This is a genomic window from Bittarella sp. HCP28S3_D9 (genome assembly GCF_052065655.1).
In the GTDB taxonomy this organism is placed as follows: domain Bacteria; phylum Bacillota; class Clostridia; order Oscillospirales; family Ruminococcaceae; genus Bittarella; species Bittarella massiliensis.
Genome location: NZ_JBQHTP010000018.1, coordinates 1 through 14,635, shown reverse-complemented (window position 1 = coordinate 14,635; position 14,635 = coordinate 1). Strand labels below are relative to the sequence as shown.

Sequence of the window (14,635 nt, the reverse complement as noted above, 5' to 3'; positions counted from 1 at the left end):
GAGAAGGAGAGAGGACTATGGCCATCAATCTGGCAACCAAATTTTCGAACAAGATCGCGACCGCCTTCACCCACGGCAGCTACGTGAAGGCCCACACCAACGGCGACTACAAGTTCACCGGCGTCAAGACCCTGGAGGTGGTGACCCCCCAGACCGTGCCCATGGCCGCCTACAAGCGCACCGGCACCAACCGCTACGGCGAGCCCCAGGAGATGCAGGACACGGTGCAGACCTTCACCCTGGAGGTGGACGAGGGCTTCTCCCTCACCGTGGACAAGGGGAACAACTCCGAGCAGATGGGGGTGAAAAACGCCGGGCGGATGCTGCGGCTGCAGCTGGACGAGCAGGCCATCCCCAACATGGACAAGCGGGTCTTTGCCCAGGTGGCCCAGCAGGCCGGCAGGGTGGCGGGCATCGCCAAGCCCACCAAGGCCACGGTGGTGGACATGGTGGCCGCCGCCGGGGAGTTTTTGGACGAGAACATCGCCCCGGACGAGGGGCGCTTCCTCTTTGTGACCCCGGAAGTCTACCGGCTGATCAAGGGCTCGGACGAGTTCATCGCCATCGGCGAGCTGGGCAAGAAGTCGGTGGCCAAGGGCGAGGTGGGAGAGCTGGATGGCAACGCGGTCATCAAGGTGCCCTCCCGCTACTTCCCCGAGGGGGTCTACTTTGAGCTGTGGCACCGCTCGGCCGTGCTGGAGCCGGCCAAACTCCACGACACCCACCTGCACCTGGACCCTCCGGGCATCTCCGGCCACCTGCTGGAGGGGCGCAACATCTACGACGCCTTTGTGCTGGGCGCCCGCTCCGGGGCCTGCTACGCGGCGGTGGACAGCGCCGCCAAGCTGGGGGCGGTGAGCATCGCCAAGGCCAGCGGGGCCATCACCTGCGAGGGGGCGGGCAAGATCCTCTACACCACCGACGGCACCGATCCCCGCTACTCCAAGACCGCCCAGGTCTACGCCGCCGCCCTGGGGGCCATTGCCGCCGGCACCACCGTCAAGGCGGTGGCCTATGCCGAGGGCAAATTCCCCAGCGACTTGGCCGAGCTGGTGGCCTAAGATGACCGCCGACGACCTCTACGGCGCCGCCCTGGCGCTGATGGCCGAGAGCCGCGACCGGGCCAAGGGCTACCGGGACAAGCTGGTGCCCCTGGTCAACCTGCTGCTGGCCGGGGCCTACCCGGCGGAACAGGCCCTGCGGCGGGCCAGGGGACACCCGCCCCTGGCCGCCCTCCCCCGGATCGCCACCGAGGGGGAGGAGCTGCCCTACCGGGAGGAGCTGCTGGCGGGGGCCCTGCCCTACGGGCTGGCGGGGATGCTGGTGATGGACGACGACCCGGGCAAGGCCAACTACTTTAATGCCGTGTACGACGCGGCCCTGGCGGCCCTCTCCCCGGCGGACTTCGTGCCGGTGGCCGACTGCTACGGGGGGGACGGGCGATGAGCCGCTACCAACTGCCCGCCGGCCGCCCCCTCGCGCCGGTGGTGATCCAGCAGTTTCGGGGGGTGGACTTTTCCTCCGACAGCACCCAGGTGGATGTCAGCCGCTCCCCCGACGCGCTGAACATGATCGCCGACCAGGCCTTCTTCCCGATCAAGCGCACCGGCTACAAGCGGGTGGCCCAGGGCAGCGGCCGGGTCTGGGGGCTGCACAGGCTGGCCGGGGGCAGCGGGGAACAGCTGCTGGCCCACATCGGCACCGCCCTCTACCGGGTGGGGGCGGACGGGGGGCTGACCCAGCTCTGCGCCGGGATGGCGGCGGGGCGCTCCCGCAGCTTTGTGATGGGGGATTGCCTCTACCTGCTGGACGGGGTGACCTACCGCCGCTACGACGGCGCGGCCGTCCGCCCGGTGGCCGAGGTGGCCTACCTGCCGACGGTGCGCATCGGCGCGCCCCCGGCGGGGGGCGGCAAGGCCTTTGAGGCGGTGAACCTGCTGACCCCGGGCCGGAAGGAGAGCTTTCAGGCCGACGGGTCGGCCACCGCCTTTCAGCTGAGCACCGGCGGGCTGGACGCCGCAGCGGTGACGGCTGTGGTGGCGGGGGCCGCCAAGGCCGAGGGGACCGACTTCACGGTGGACCGGGCCGCGGGGCGGGTGACCTTCAAAACGGCGCCCCCCAAGGCGGTGCAGAACGTGGACAACGTGGTCATCACCTACCGCAAGACGGTGGCCGGCCACCGGCAGAAGATCGACGGCTGCCGGCTCTTCGGCATCTACGGCGGGAAAAACGACACCCGGGTGTTCCTGGCCGGGAACGCCGCGGAGAAGAACGTGGACTGGCAGTCGGGGCTGTACGACCCCACCTACTTCCCCGACACCGGCTACACCAAGGTGGGCGGGGACGCCAGCGCCATCATGGGCTACGCAAGGCAGTACGAGACCCAGATCATCCTCAAGGAGGACAACGACCAGGACGCCACCCAGTTTTTGCGCACCTTTGAGCTGGACGGGGAGGGGGGCCCCCTCTTCCCCCTGCAACAGGGGGCGGCGGGGGCCGGTGCGGTGAGCAGCGACAGCTTTCAGGTGCTGGAGGACGCGCCCCTCTTCCTCTCCCCCGATGGGGTGTACGGGGTGGCGGGGACGGCCGTGACCCAGCAGCGGATGCTGCGGCACTGCTCCCGCCGCATCGACAACCGGCTGCTGGGGGAGCCGGGGCTGGCGGAGGCCGCGGCCTGCGTCTTTCAGGGGCGGTACTACCTGGCGGTGAACGGCCACTGCTACCTGGCGGACAGCCGCCAGGTCTACCGGGACGGGGGGAGCGCCCAGTACGAGTGGTACTACTGGGACAACATCCCCGCCGTCTGCTGGTGCGCGCTGGGGGAGAGCCTCTACTTCGGCACGGCGGACGGGCGGGTCTGCCGCTTCTGCCGGCCGGAGGAGGAGGGGGCCTACCGGGACGACGGGGCCCCCATCGAGGCCTACTGGGTGACCCCCTACCTGCACTTCGGCACCTGGACGCGCTACAAGACGGTGCGGGATGTCCACGTGGCCCCGCTGCCCTACCAGCGCAGCGGGATCGAGGTGTATTACAGCTCGGACGAGGAGGGGGAGCGGCTGGTCGCCCAGGAGAACATCGACCTGTTCGACTGGGAGCGGATGGACTTCGGGCGGTTCTCCTTTCGAACCATCCAGGTGCCCAGCGTGCTGGCCACCGGGGTGAAGGAGCGGAAGATCCAGCTCTTTCAGCTGAAACTGCGCAACGCCCAGTTGGACGAGCCCTTCGGGTTCGTGTCCATCTCCATCACCTACGGGGTGGGGGGAAAGGTCAAGTAGAGGAGAGGAGGGCATTCGTGCTCAAAGACAGAAAGATAACGGGGTTTGCAAAGCCGGTGAGCGCGCTGGCGGACACCCCCAAGATGAGCGCCCAGAAGCTCAAGGAGTGGTTTGACTCCAACTCCACCGTGGAGCTGAAGACCGCCCTCAACGGGGTGGTGGACGATCTGGTGGGGCCGGGGGGCGCGGAGAACATCGGCACCGAGTACGGGGCGCTGGCGGACGTGCTGACCTACCTGCGGGAGAAGACCGGCAGCGACAAGGAGTACGGGGAGTTTCTCTCCTTTTTGGCCCGGCACACCGCCATGGCGGCCGAGGCCTACGAGGGGTACGCCGCCGAGGTGGCGGGGCGCTCGGAGGAGGCCCAGTTGGAGCTGGTGAACTTTTTGGCCTGGATCGAGGCGAGCAAGGCCCGCTCCGCCGCCGAGATGCGCGCCTGGCTAGAGGGGGTGCAGGGGATCCTCTCCAGCGACGCGGCGGGGAAGCTGCTGGTGCTGATCCAGGCGCTGGAGGGGCGGCAGCCCACCCAGCAAATCGGGAGCTTGACGGGGGTGGCGGAGGCCGACGGCAGGGTTGCCGAGTGCGCCCTCTACGCGGCGGAGTACGCCTGCGGGGTGGGGGGCATCGGCGACGGGCCCTGCGGCGGCGGGCCGCTGGTGAGCCAGCCGGTGGAGACCGAGCAGGATCTTGACGGGACGCTGCAGGTCTCGACCCTGCCCCGGTGGGGCGAGATGAAGGAGGTTCACCGGCTGGGCGGGGGGCAGTACGCCTTCTGCGGCGAGAGCGGGAGCCAGAGTCTGCTGTTGACAGTGAGATGAGGAGGAGAAGATGCACAGATTTGTAAAGGGGGAGCTCAACTGGGTGGAGCCCCTGAACCAGAATTTCGAGGAAGCGGCGGCCCACGCCGCGGCCCAGGACAACCCCCACGGGGTGACGGCCGAGCAGCTGGGGGCCCCGACCAAGGCGTACGTGGATGCGCAATTGTCGAATAAGGCGGACGTGGGGGGCCAATGTAATCACCCATAAATGGATTGATAAAATAAACAGCTTAAATTTAGCGATGTTTTGGCACATTAAGACTTCTTTGTAAAATCTAGGTGAGGTAGGTGATTGTACCGGCTATTTCTGTCCCCTCTTGAAATGAGCTGGCATCTAAATTGGAAAAGGAATTGCCGTTTTGTATTCTGATATATGCTGTTGAACCGTCTCCAGGAGAGGTCAAAAATAGTGCTCCGTCAACGGAGAAAGTCAATTTGTATTTGTAACCTACAAAATAGGAGCGAGCGGCGCCCGTCGGCCCACCCATGCAAAAGGGAAAGCCTCCCAGACAGACAAGCCCCTGCAGTGTACCGGCACTCCTCCAAATGATATCAAAGCCCACTGTTACAACATTCCCAGTACGGCTGTACATGCCATAAGCCCCCGCGGTAATGGCTGTGCCGCCATCTGCACCGACAAACTGCGGTACCCATTTCCCAGACTCCTGTACCAAAGCTCCCACGTCCTGCGCCGTCGGCATCGGAGTGATTTTTCCGTCTACCACGTCCGCCTTATTCGACTAGTGCGGCGCGGGCGCTCCTTTTTGCTATACTGAAAAGCAAAAAGGAGTTTTTACTGTGGACGCAAAATCAGAACTCACCAGTGCGCTTTTGGCCGCCTTTCCCGGGCTGGAGGAAGCCCGCTTGGCGGAGGTGCTCGCCCCCTATCAAGTGGGCAGGGAGGATGCGGGCGGGCGGAGCAACCTGCGCCGCCGCATCCGCCAATTCCTCACCGCCAAGCGCATCGACGGCCTCTCGGAGAAGACCCTCAAAAACTACTCCTACGACCTGGCTATCTTTGAGGGGCAGGTGAAAAAGCACATCGCCAAAATCAACACCGATGACATCCGCGAGTACATTGCCTACCTCTACGACGAGCGGGGGAACGCCGATTCCAGCGTGCAGACCAAGATCAACACCCTGCGCTCCTTTTTTAGCTGGAGCCGGGACGAGGGCATCGTCAAGCGCAACCCCATGAGCAAGATCAAGTCGATGAAGCTGGACAAAAAGCACGCCCGCAAGCCCCTCACCAGCGAGGAGGTGGAGCGGATGCGCGACGCCTGCCGCACCTACCGCGAGAAGGCGATGCTGGAGTTTTTCGTCTCCTCCGGCGTCCGGCTCGACGAGGCCGCCACCATTGAGGTGGACAGCCTCAACCTACAGGACCGCAGCGTCACCGTCCACGGCAAGGGGGACAAGAGCCGCACCGTCTACTTCTCGGTGCGCGCCCGGCTGATGATCGAGCTGTACCTGAAGGACCGGCGGGGGGCAGCGCCCTCTTTGCCAGCGGCAGGCGGCCCTACGGCGCCATCAAGCACCGGGCCATCGAGCGGATCATCCAGGGCATCGGCGAGCGGGCGGGGCTCAACCACCGGGTCCACCCCCACCTGCTGCGCCACACCTTTGCCACCGCGGCCTACGACAAGGGGATGGACCTGTCCATCCTCCAGCGGCTTCTGGGCCACGAGGAGCTGGACACCACGCAGATCTACGCCGAGATCAGCGTGGAGCACATACGGCGGCAGTACGACAAGTTCGTGGCCGCCTGACCGAGGGGGCGCCGAAGGGCGTCCCCTCCTCCTCTTTCGGGGGAGGAGGGGGCCGGCGTCTGGACTGAAAAGAGGAGGAAGAGGAGAATGTACACCTTTGTGAAGGGCGAACCCGGCTGGGTGAAGCCCCTGAATGAAAACTTCGAGGAGGTGGCGGCCCATGCCGCCGTTCGGGACAACCCCCACGGGGTGACGGCCGAACAGGCGGGGGCAATGCCAGCCACCCCTACAAAAATGCTGTACCAGCCCACAGTGACCTCGGGTTGGGACAACGCCGACAACTACACTGTGCCCGGTGAGATGGTGGACATCCCGTCTGCCACCACGGCAAAATCAGTCGGCAACCTGCCCTGTGTCGACAGTGGGATGCTGCGGGTATACGGCAGCTTGGCTGACGGGGGCAGCGATTTGGTGCAGACCTATGAGTGTTACACCGTGGGCGGTTGGTGGGTGCGCCGTCGTCTGTCCGGAGTGTGGTCATCCTGGTCGCCCTCCAGCGGCATTCAGTCCGGCAGCAACGCCAACGGCAGTTGGACCAAATTCCCGGATGGGACGATGATCTGCCGGGCTGCCAAGGCCTACACGATACAGTCTTCCGAAATCACCATCACATTGCCGGTGGCATTTGCAGCGGCTGACTACGTGCCGACGATATCGTTTCAGTGGGTTGGCACCTCGGCCGCCCTTGGAGCCATTCGCGGCATTACAGTGAACGGGTTTTTGGTGCGTGTTTCAGATGCGGTCAATGATGTCACCTATCCCAACGGCACACAGTTGACAATGAACTATATCTGCGTCGGCCGCTGGAAATAGGCGGAGGCGTCGGTAGTCCAGTCGAGGGCTCGGGGAGACTGTTGGCGGCCCGCCCCTCCTCTTTCGGGGAAGGGGGACGCTCAAAAAGAGAAGAGGAGGAAGAGAAAATGTACACCTTTGTAAAGGGCGAACCCAACTGGGTGGAGCCCCTGAATGAAAATTTTGCGGAGGTGGCGGCCCTGGCCGGGGCGGCTGTCCCCGCGAGCGAGAAGGGGGCGGCCGGCGGGGTCGCGACCCTGGACAGCGACGGGAAGTTGGCACAGATGCCGACGGCAAATGACATAGGGGTATTTACTGGATTTCGGCCAACATCATGGACAATGGCGCCTCGGGTGGTGACAGACAACAAGGGGTTCCAGGACATCTCTTTTGACTTTTCTACAGATAAGAATTTCCTCGCATCTATCGCATCCAATCCTCATAGAGGGGGCGCGCCCCAATATCGTGCATCTTATGTGCTGTTGGTATGCCCCGTAGTAGATTATCTCAATAACCAACTGACTGTGAAAGTTGTGTTGGATATTTTGGCGGCGCATAATACAGCTGTTATTAATGGACGAGCACCAGAAGTTAAGTTGGCGTCAGGCAGTGCGGATATGCCATGGTCACAGTGGGCAAGCAACCGCAAAGTCACTTTGTCTATCCCATATATGCGCGGCAGCGAGGCTGCTGATAATTCGGAAAACTGGACGGTCAAGGTTTGGTCAATAGAATAGGAGAGGTGCAAAATGGCACTTGAAAAACAAATCACCTATGACAATGGCACCACCGCCAGCCGCCACCGCATTGACGGGCTGCCGGTGCGTTACCAGCAGGGCGAGGGTGCAGAGGTGACCGCAACCCTGTACAGCTACCTCAACGCCAACACTAGGGGCAGTGCTGCAAGAGCGCCTGTTACCACCACGGGCATCACCATGGGGCTGTCCGAATCCCAGAGCAACGGCAACCTCCGTGAGGCCATGTACACCAAAATCAAGTCCCTGCCCAAATGGGCAAACGCGGCCGACTGCTGAAAGGAGAAAAGAATGGAGTTCAAAGGAATCGACGTCTCCAAGCACCAGGGGTCCATTGACTGGGAAAAGGTCAAGTCCTCTGGAGTGCAGTTCGCCCTGCTCCGGGCGGGCTACGGATCGGACCGGGAAGGCCAGGACGACGAGCGCTTTTTGCAAAATGTGGCCGGGTGCGAGGCAGTGGGTCTCCCCTGGGGGGCCTACCTCTACAGCTACGCCATGAGCATTGAGGAGGCCGAGAGCGAGGCCGCCCATCTGCTGCGGCTGCTTCGCGGCAAAAAGCCCAGCTACCCCATCGTCATCGACATGGAGGACGCCGACGGCTACAAGGCCAAGCGGGGCGGCATCGGCCGGCAGTTGGCCACCGACATTGTAAAGACCGTCTGCGCCCGGCTGGAGGAGGCGGGCTACTACGCCATGTGGTACGCCAACCGGGACTGGTATCTCAACCGGCTGTGCGCCGACCAGTTGGCAAAGTACGACTTCTGGCTGGCCCACTGGGGGGTGGAGGGGCCCAGCCTGCCCTGCGGCATCTGGCAGCACACCAGCGACGGGGCGGTGCCGGGCATTGCCGGTCGGGTGGACTGCGACATCGCCTACAAGGACTACCCGGCCATCATCCAGGCCGCTGGGCTCAACGGCCGGGGTCAGGGGAGCGAAGGCGAGAGCGGGGGCGGTGAAGAGGGGGAGGCCGAGCGCCCTCTCGTCCCGTCCAGGCCAGTAGAGGACAGGACCTACACGGTGCAGAAGGGCGACACCCTCTGGGGAATTGCCCAAACCTACGGCACCACGGTGGCTGCCCTGGCAGAGCGCAATGGGCTCGTCAACCCCGACCGCATCTACCCCGGGCAGGTGATCCAAATCGGGGGCGGGAGCGCCACCTCGACTGCGCCGACGGGCGGCAGGACCTACACCGTTCAAAAGGGGGACAGCCTCTGGGCCATCGCCGCCCGGGAGCTGGGCAGCGGCGGCAGATACGGGGAAATCAAGGCCGCAAACGGCCTGTCCGGGGACACCATCTACCCCGGGCAGGTGTTGGATATTCCGAGATAGGGGGAGCGGAAGTGGAACAGATGACACACATCAAGGCGTGGGTGCTGGCGGCTGTGGGGACAGTGGGCGGCGCGATCTCCGCCGCAATGGGGGGATGGTCGCAGATGCTCACAGCCCTGCTCATCGTCATGGGGGCCGACTACCTGACTGGGCTGGTGGTGGCGGGGGTCTTTCACCGCTCGGGCAAGTCGGCAGACGGCTCGCTGGAGAGCCGGGCGGGGTTCAAGGGGCTCTGCCGCAAGGGGGCCATGCTGCTGGTGGTGCTGCTGGCGGCCCGGCTGGACCTGGTGATGGGCACCGGCTTCATCCGGGACGGGGCGGCCCTGGCCTTTCTGGCCAACGAGCTGCTCTCGGTGGTGGAGAACGTGGGGCTGATGGGAGTGCCGGTACCCAAGGTGATCGCCGGCGCCATCTCGGTGCTCCAGTCCCGGGCGGACGGGGCCGGAAAGTCGGAGTGAGAGGGGCCCTGCCGTCCGGCGGGGCCTTTTTTTGAGTGAAGGAGGGGACGCCATGTCCAGTTATATTGACCAGCTGCGCCAGTCGATGGAGGAGGAGAAGCGGCTGTACGAATTGGCCCAGGCCCAGCAGACGGCCGCGCTGAACCAGCAAAAAGACCCCATCAAGGAGGCGGCCGCCAAGTTGCGGGGGGACACCTACACCAACGCCCGCCTCTCGGCCATCGGCAACAACGAGGTGCTGGCCCAGAAGGGGCTGGCCGGCGGGGTCTACCAGGAGCCCCGCTCGGGCTATTCCGAGACCTCCCGCATCCGCCAGGACACGGCGCTGCGGGGCTCGCTGAACGTGGCCGATTTGGAGGAGGCAAAGAAGATCGCCGAGATCGAGGCCAAAATCAAGGACCTGGGCTACGACACCGGCAAGCAGATCGCCGCCTCCACCTCCCGCTGGAACGAGAAGATCGCCGCCGCCGTGCAGGAGGAGGAACTGCGCCGCCTGCAGCGGGAGCGGGAGGACCAGCTCCGCCGCCAGCAGCAGGAGAGAGAGGACCAGCTGCGCCGGGAGCAGCAGGAGCGGGAGGACCGCATCCGCAAGGAGGAGCAGGCCTTTCAGCGGGAGCTGGCGAATGCAGCGGCCGCCAGCTCCCGCTCCAGCGCGCCCAGCTACGCTCAGGCGGGCGGCGGCTCGACGGCCCGCAAGGCGGGGCTGACGGCGGCCGACAAAAAGCTCTACTCCCGCTCCCTGATCGACCGGGTGGACAGCTACGCCCAGTCGCTGGGGGTGGGCCGGGCCGGCACCTACAGCCAGATCGAGCAGATCCAGCGGCAGGCCTGGGCCAAGGCCCTGGAGGATCTGCGGGCGCAGTTTGGCGGCAGCGACTTTGCCGCCATCGCCGGGCTGGCGGGCGCCCCCAGCGACCTGTATTGACAGATGGAGGGAGAGGAAGAGATGGAGCGATTTCGCCTGTTGAGCGAAGAGGAGGAGCGGCTGTTGGCCCGGTTGGGTCAACATGGAGGCGGGGGACGGCCCTCTGCCTTTGACCCCGAGCGGGCGGCCACCGAGGCGTACGCCATCGGCCGGGTGGAGCGGGCGGGGACCGCCACCGACCGGCAGAGGGAATACCGGGAGGACCTGGTGCGCCGGGCCAGGGAGGAGCGCCTTGCCCGGCAGGACGCGTCGCTGGACGAGGCGGCCCAGGCCTACCTGCTGCGCCAGGGGGGCTATGCCGCCGAGGCCGAGCCCCATGCCCAGCAGTCGCGGAAGGAGCGGGCGCAGTCCCGCCGCTACAGCGACGCCGCCAACTGGCTGAAAGGCGCGGTGCCGGCGGCAGAGGCGCAGAGGGAGTTGGAGGGGCTGCAGGCGGCGCGCCGGAACAGCGACTACGAGGAGCTGGCCGCCCAGGGGAAAAGCCTGGACAGCGAGCCCCTCTTCACCCGGGGAGCGGTGAAAAACCCGGTGGAGTTTGCCCACCGCAACCCCGGCGCCTTTGCCTTTGTGGACAATGGGGCCGGCGGGGTCCCGATCACCTACAACGACGGCGCGCAGGCCAAGTACCGGCAGTTGTCCGACCAGGAGCGAAAGGACTACAACTACTACCTGGGAAAGGGCGACCGGGCGTCGGCGGATCGGTACCTGGAGCTGCTGGACCGCTCCCTCAACCGGCGGGAGGGGGAGGAGCTGGCCGAGCAGGTGAAGGAGGACGCCCGCGAACACCCGGTGTCGGGGGCGGCGCAGAGCGTCCTCGCCGGCGGCGTGCTCGGCCCGCTGGCCGTCCTCCCCATCGTCGGGCAGGGCCTGAAAAACGCCGTGGCGGGGGAGTACGAGCCGGTGGACCCCTACAACCCCTTCTTTTCCGGCGCGATTGCAAAAAATGCCGGGCGGGAGGGGCTGACCGAGGGCCGACCGGCGTGGCAGCAGATGCTCATCAACGGCGCGCTGGACATGGGGGAGTCGCTCACCCACGCCCCGGCGGGCGCCCTTGCGCCGGCCCTGGACATCGCCCAGGCAGCGGGGGATAGCGGCTGGCGGGCGACTGCCAACGGGGGCACCGCCGATGAGGCCCTGTTGGCGGCCACTGCCGGAGGGGCTTCAGAGTGGCTGGCGGGGAAACTGCTCCCGACAGGGGAGACCGAGCCCGGCCTGGTGGGAGATTTGCAGAAAGTCGCCGCAGACAGAAAGCGGGCAGCCCTCTCCGGCGCAGTGGACAGCGCCGCCGAGACCGCCCTTTTGGAGAGCCGCTCCAGCTATGCCCGCTACCGGGACGCCCTCATCGACCGGGGACTCTCCCCCGAGGAGGCGGAGTGGCAGGCCCTGCGGACCTTTTTTGTGACCCGGCCGCAGGGGTTTGACAGCGACTTCGTCTCCGGTGCCAAACAGCCGCTTGCGCCCCTGCCTGTTCTTCCCACCCTCCGGCGCTGAGAGTGGAGGAGGCGAGAGCCGTCCGCCCCATAAAAGAAGGGGTGGGCGGCTTTTTTTGTTGTCTGCGGGGGAGGGATGCCCTGTCACGCCACCGGTGGGCGCGGGCGGCTATCTGTTGCCCACGGGGAGGGATATTTCATCCCTCCGCCAGCGGGAGGGCGGGCAGCCCTCTTCGGCGCGGCAGACAGCGCCGCCGAGGCCTCCCTTTTTGTGTGCCGCTCCAGTATGTCCGCTGCCGGGGCAGCCTTCATTGACCGGAGCTTCTCCCTGAAGGCGGCGGAGAAGCAGGCGATGAGGGCCTTTTTGTGACCCGGTCACGGGGCTTTGACGGCGCGCCGGTGCCCGGCGGCAAACAGCCATTTGAGACTCTGTCCGCCTCCCCTCCGCCCGCCACTGGGGGAGGAGAAGGGGAAAGCCGCCCGCCCCGCGGAAGAGGGGAGGCGGAGGAACCGGTGCAGTGGGCCTTTTTGTGACCCGGTCACGGGGCTTTGACGGCGCGCCGGTGCCCGGCGGCAAACGGCCATTTGAGACTCTGTCCGCCTCCCTTCCGTCCGCCGCTGGGGGAGGAGAAGGGGAAAGCCGCCCGCCCCGCGGAAGAGGGGAGGCGGAGGAACCGGTGCAGTGGGCCTTCTTGTGGCCCGGCCGCAGGGGTTTGACGGCGCACTGGTGTCCGGCGGCAGGCGGCCATTTGAGACTCTGTCCGCCTCCCCTCTGTCCGCTGCTGGGGGAGGAGAAGGGGAAAGCCGCCCGCCCCGCGGGAGAGGGGAGGCGGAGGAACCGGTGCAGTGGGCCTTTTTGTGACCCGGTCACGGGGCTTTGACGGCGCACTGGTGTCCGGCGACAAGCGGCCGCTCGCGCCCCTGCCCATCCTGTCCTCCCTTCGGCGCTGGGGGAAAAGGCGAACACTGTCTGCCACGCAGGGAGGGGCGGCCGCCCTTTTCAGTGCGGTGGACGCCGCCGAGACCGCCCTTTTGGGGAGCCATGCCGGCTGTGCCTGCCATCGGGACGCCCTCTCTGGCCAGGGGCGGGCGTCTTTTCTGTTGCCCCTACAGGAGGCGGGAGGCGTCGGCGTTCCTCCGCGGGGGCGAAGGGCGAAGTGGGGGAACGGGTCACCCGCCCCCACTGCTTTTTTATGCAATCACCCCAGAATTTTACTGCTTTGTTGTGCCAAAGTGCCGATATCCCGCGCCGCCCCTTTTCAAGGGCCGCAGCCGGGCGGTATAATGGAAAGCGACAACGGTTATTTTGTCAGACAATGTGACTGAAGGGGTGTAATTTCATTGGATCAAATTGAGAAAAAGATCATCGAGACCATCGACCAAAACCGCGAGCAGATCGTGGCCTTTGGCCGGGATATTTGGCATCACGCCGAGCTGGGGTACCGGGAGTTCCGCACTGCTGGCAAGTTCAACGAGCTACTCAAGAGCCTGGGGATGGAGGTGGACGAGGGTCTGGCCATCACCGGGGCCAAGGGCTACTTAAAGCCCAAGGGCACCGCCGGCCCCACCGTGGCCGTCATCGGCGAGCTGGACGCCCTGCCCATCGCCAACCACAAGGACACCAACCCCGAGACCGGCGCCGCCCACTGCTGCGGCCACCACGCCCAGCTGACCGCCACCATCGGCGCGGCCCTGGCCCTGAGTGTGCCCGAGGTCAAAGAGGCCCTCGACGGCAACGTGGTCTTCATGTCCACCCCGTCGGAGGAGTTTGTGGACATCGACTACAAAAACGGCCTGCGCAAAGAGGGCAAGGCCCGCTACGGCGGCGGCAAGTGCGAGCTCATCCGCATCGGCGCCTTTGAGGACATCGACGTGGCCCTGGGCCACCACAGCGACACCGACACCGAGCACGACGCCATCATCATGAACTGCTCCTCCAACGTCTTTGTCAACAAGACCGTCAAGTTCAAGGGCCGCAAGGCCCACGCCGCCGGCTTCCCCGAGAAGGGGGTCGACGCCCTCAACGCCGCCGAGCTGGCCCTGCACGGCATCGCCCTGCAGCGGGAGAGCTTCCGCGACGAGGACACGGTGCGCTGCCACGGCTACTACCTCAAGGGCGGCGACGCGGTCAACATCATCGCCGACGACGTGGTGCTGGAGTACTGCGTGCGCGCCAAGACCATGGAGGCGGTGAAGGACGCCAACGCCAAGGTCGACCGCGCCTTCAAGGCCGGGGCCCTGGCCACCGGCTGCGGGCTGGAGATCGAGACCCTGCCCGGCTACTTCTCCACCCAGCCCTGCCCCGACGTGTCGGCCCTGCAGGCCGCCCTCGACGCCGTGGGGGAGGCCAAGCCCCTGCGGGTCAAAGAGGTCCCGGCCAGCGAGCACATCACCGGCTCCACCGACTTTGGCGACGTGTCGGCCATCATGCCCCTGATCCAGTTTTACACCACCGGCCTCACCGGCCAGCTGCACAACAACAACGTCGAGGTGGTGGACGAGGAGATCGCCTACATCCTGCCTGCCAAGCTCTTCGCCCTCACCGCCTACCACCTGCTCAAGGGCGACGCCGCCGGCGCCCGGCACCTGATGGAGATCTACCAGCCCAAGCTCGACCGCGAGAGCTATGTGGAGTACATGGAGAGCATGCTGGGCACCATCGAGATGGAGATGGACCCCCTGCCCCTGCTGGAGGACTAGTTCCCCCCCCTGAGCGCTTGCACAAGAGAAAGCGCCCTGGCTTATTTGCCGGGGCGCTTTTTTGGCGGGCGGGGAGGGGGGAAGAGGCCCCGGGCGGGCGCCCCGCCGGGAAGGCTGCCGGGTATCGCGGGCATGCGCGCCTCCCCGCCGGGCGGGGGGCTTTTGCGGAGGGGGCCCCATCTGGTCGCCTTGTCGCTGCCGATCTGCCGCTGCCGCGGGAGGGGCGCTTTGAGGGAAACGCCCTCTCTGTGAGAAGGGCCAGGCGCGGGGGAGAGCGGCGGCTTTCCCCCTTTTTGTCTGCCCTGCACAGCCCGGGCAGCTGGCTTGACACCCGTTTGGCGGGGGGGCCCGCCCCGCCCCCCGCTGGAATTAATCGGCCCGGCG

The 14,635-nt window shown here is 66.0% G+C and carries 15 protein-coding genes; 14 read left to right on the top strand and 1 reads right to left on the bottom strand.

Annotated features, from left to right (window positions below; all coding sequences use genetic code 11):
• Positions 1–17 precede the first annotated feature (17 nt).
• The 5 genes from ACTNAU_RS09875 to ACTNAU_RS09855 are packed head-to-tail and all read left to right on the top strand — an operon-like array spanning position 18 to position 4,301.
• The gene (locus ACTNAU_RS09875) at positions 18–1,061 is read left to right on the top strand and encodes an FN3 associated domain-containing protein (RefSeq protein ID WP_441098332.1); all 1,044 of its coding nucleotides are present in this window, start codon (positions 18–20) and stop codon (positions 1,059–1,061) included.
• Position 1,062: 1 nt separating this feature from the next.
• The gene (locus ACTNAU_RS09870; protein ID WP_185914988.1) at positions 1,063–1,446 is read left to right on the top strand and encodes a hypothetical protein; all 384 of its coding nucleotides are present in this window, start codon (positions 1,063–1,065) and stop codon (positions 1,444–1,446) included.
• On the top strand, positions 1,443–3,275 hold the full coding sequence (locus ACTNAU_RS09865; RefSeq protein ID WP_441098331.1) for a hypothetical protein: 1,833 nt from the start codon (positions 1,443–1,445) through the stop codon (positions 3,273–3,275). Before ACTNAU_RS09870 ends, ACTNAU_RS09865 begins: the two co-directional genes overlap by 4 nt.
• A 17-nt stretch (positions 3,276–3,292) precedes the next feature.
• Positions 3,293–4,093 carry a hypothetical protein gene (locus ACTNAU_RS09860; protein WP_441098330.1) on the top strand — a complete coding sequence of 267 codons (801 nt, stop codon included), beginning with the start codon at positions 3,293–3,295 and terminating at the stop codon, positions 4,091–4,093.
• A gap of 10 nt (positions 4,094–4,103) precedes the next feature.
• Positions 4,104–4,301: a hypothetical protein gene (locus ACTNAU_RS09855; RefSeq protein ID WP_441098329.1), complete on the top strand. Its 198-nt coding sequence runs from the start codon at positions 4,104–4,106 to the stop codon at positions 4,299–4,301.
• A 67-nt stretch (positions 4,302–4,368) separates the two neighbouring features.
• On the opposite strand, the gene ACTNAU_RS09850 is transcribed toward ACTNAU_RS09855, so the two are convergent.
• Complete coding sequence (locus ACTNAU_RS09850; protein ID WP_441098328.1) at positions 4,369–4,767, bottom strand: hypothetical protein; 399 nt, start codon at positions 4,765–4,767, stop codon at positions 4,369–4,371.
• Positions 4,768–4,891: 124 nt separating this feature from the next.
• Between ACTNAU_RS09850 and ACTNAU_RS09845 the strand changes: the two genes are divergently transcribed.
• The 9 genes from ACTNAU_RS09845 (at position 4,892) to ACTNAU_RS09805 (ending at position 14,251) form a co-directional block, all read left to right on the top strand.
• Positions 4,892–5,965 (top strand): tyrosine-type recombinase/integrase, encoded by a 1,074-nt coding sequence (locus ACTNAU_RS09845; RefSeq protein ID WP_441098327.1) that lies wholly within the window; start codon positions 4,892–4,894, stop codon positions 5,963–5,965.
• Positions 5,950–6,675, top strand: a complete 726-nt coding sequence (locus tag ACTNAU_RS09840; protein ID WP_185914994.1) for a pyocin knob domain-containing protein — start codon at positions 5,950–5,952, stop codon at positions 6,673–6,675. The genes ACTNAU_RS09845 and ACTNAU_RS09840 overlap by 16 nt, the downstream gene beginning before the upstream one ends.
• A 107-nt stretch (positions 6,676–6,782) precedes the next feature.
• Positions 6,783–7,391 (top strand): hypothetical protein, encoded by a 609-nt coding sequence (locus tag ACTNAU_RS09835; protein ID WP_441098326.1) that lies wholly within the window; start codon positions 6,783–6,785, stop codon positions 7,389–7,391.
• 12 nt (positions 7,392–7,403) lie between these two features.
• Positions 7,404–7,688, top strand: coding sequence for a hypothetical protein (locus ACTNAU_RS09830; protein ID WP_185914996.1), 285 nt, complete (start codon positions 7,404–7,406; stop codon positions 7,686–7,688).
• Between the two features lie 12 nt (positions 7,689–7,700).
• Positions 7,701–8,738: a LysM peptidoglycan-binding domain-containing protein gene (locus tag ACTNAU_RS09825; protein WP_441098325.1), complete on the top strand. Its 1,038-nt coding sequence runs from the start codon at positions 7,701–7,703 to the stop codon at positions 8,736–8,738.
• Between the two features lie 20 nt (positions 8,739–8,758).
• Positions 8,759–9,196: a phage holin family protein gene (locus ACTNAU_RS09820; RefSeq protein ID WP_185915311.1), complete on the top strand. Its 438-nt coding sequence runs from the start codon at positions 8,759–8,761 to the stop codon at positions 9,194–9,196.
• 52 nt (positions 9,197–9,248) lie between these two features.
• Positions 9,249–10,121 carry a hypothetical protein gene (locus ACTNAU_RS09815; protein WP_441098324.1) on the top strand — a complete coding sequence of 291 codons (873 nt, stop codon included), beginning with the start codon at positions 9,249–9,251 and terminating at the stop codon, positions 10,119–10,121.
• A gap of 21 nt (positions 10,122–10,142) precedes the next feature.
• Positions 10,143–11,612 carry a hypothetical protein gene (locus ACTNAU_RS09810; protein ID WP_441098323.1) on the top strand — a complete coding sequence of 490 codons (1,470 nt, stop codon included), beginning with the start codon at positions 10,143–10,145 and terminating at the stop codon, positions 11,610–11,612.
• 1,280 nt (positions 11,613–12,892) lie between these two features.
• Positions 12,893–14,251: an amidohydrolase gene (locus ACTNAU_RS09805; protein WP_441098322.1), complete on the top strand. Its 1,359-nt coding sequence runs from the start codon at positions 12,893–12,895 to the stop codon at positions 14,249–14,251.
• Positions 14,252–14,635: the final 384 nt, after the last annotated feature.

Coding starts and splice junctions, on each gene's coding strand:
- ACTNAU_RS09875 (WP_441098332.1), top strand. CDS start 18: ATGGCCATCAATCTGGCAACCAAATTTTCGAACAAGATCGCGACCGCC.
- ACTNAU_RS09870 (WP_185914988.1), top strand. CDS start 1,063: ATGACCGCCGACGACCTCTACGGCGCCGCCCTGGCGCTGATGGCCGAG.
- ACTNAU_RS09865 (WP_441098331.1), top strand. CDS start 1,443: ATGAGCCGCTACCAACTGCCCGCCGGCCGCCCCCTCGCGCCGGTGGTG.
- ACTNAU_RS09855 (WP_441098329.1), top strand. CDS start 4,104: ATGCACAGATTTGTAAAGGGGGAGCTCAACTGGGTGGAGCCCCTGAAC.
- ACTNAU_RS09840 (WP_185914994.1), top strand. CDS start 5,950: ATGTACACCTTTGTGAAGGGCGAACCCGGCTGGGTGAAGCCCCTGAAT.
- ACTNAU_RS09835 (WP_441098326.1), top strand. CDS start 6,783: ATGTACACCTTTGTAAAGGGCGAACCCAACTGGGTGGAGCCCCTGAAT.
- ACTNAU_RS09830 (WP_185914996.1), top strand. CDS start 7,404: ATGGCACTTGAAAAACAAATCACCTATGACAATGGCACCACCGCCAGC.
- ACTNAU_RS09825 (WP_441098325.1), top strand. CDS start 7,701: ATGGAGTTCAAAGGAATCGACGTCTCCAAGCACCAGGGGTCCATTGAC.
- ACTNAU_RS09820 (WP_185915311.1), top strand. CDS start 8,759: ATGACACACATCAAGGCGTGGGTGCTGGCGGCTGTGGGGACAGTGGGC.
- ACTNAU_RS09815 (WP_441098324.1), top strand. CDS start 9,249: ATGTCCAGTTATATTGACCAGCTGCGCCAGTCGATGGAGGAGGAGAAG.
- ACTNAU_RS09810 (WP_441098323.1), top strand. CDS start 10,143: ATGGAGCGATTTCGCCTGTTGAGCGAAGAGGAGGAGCGGCTGTTGGCC.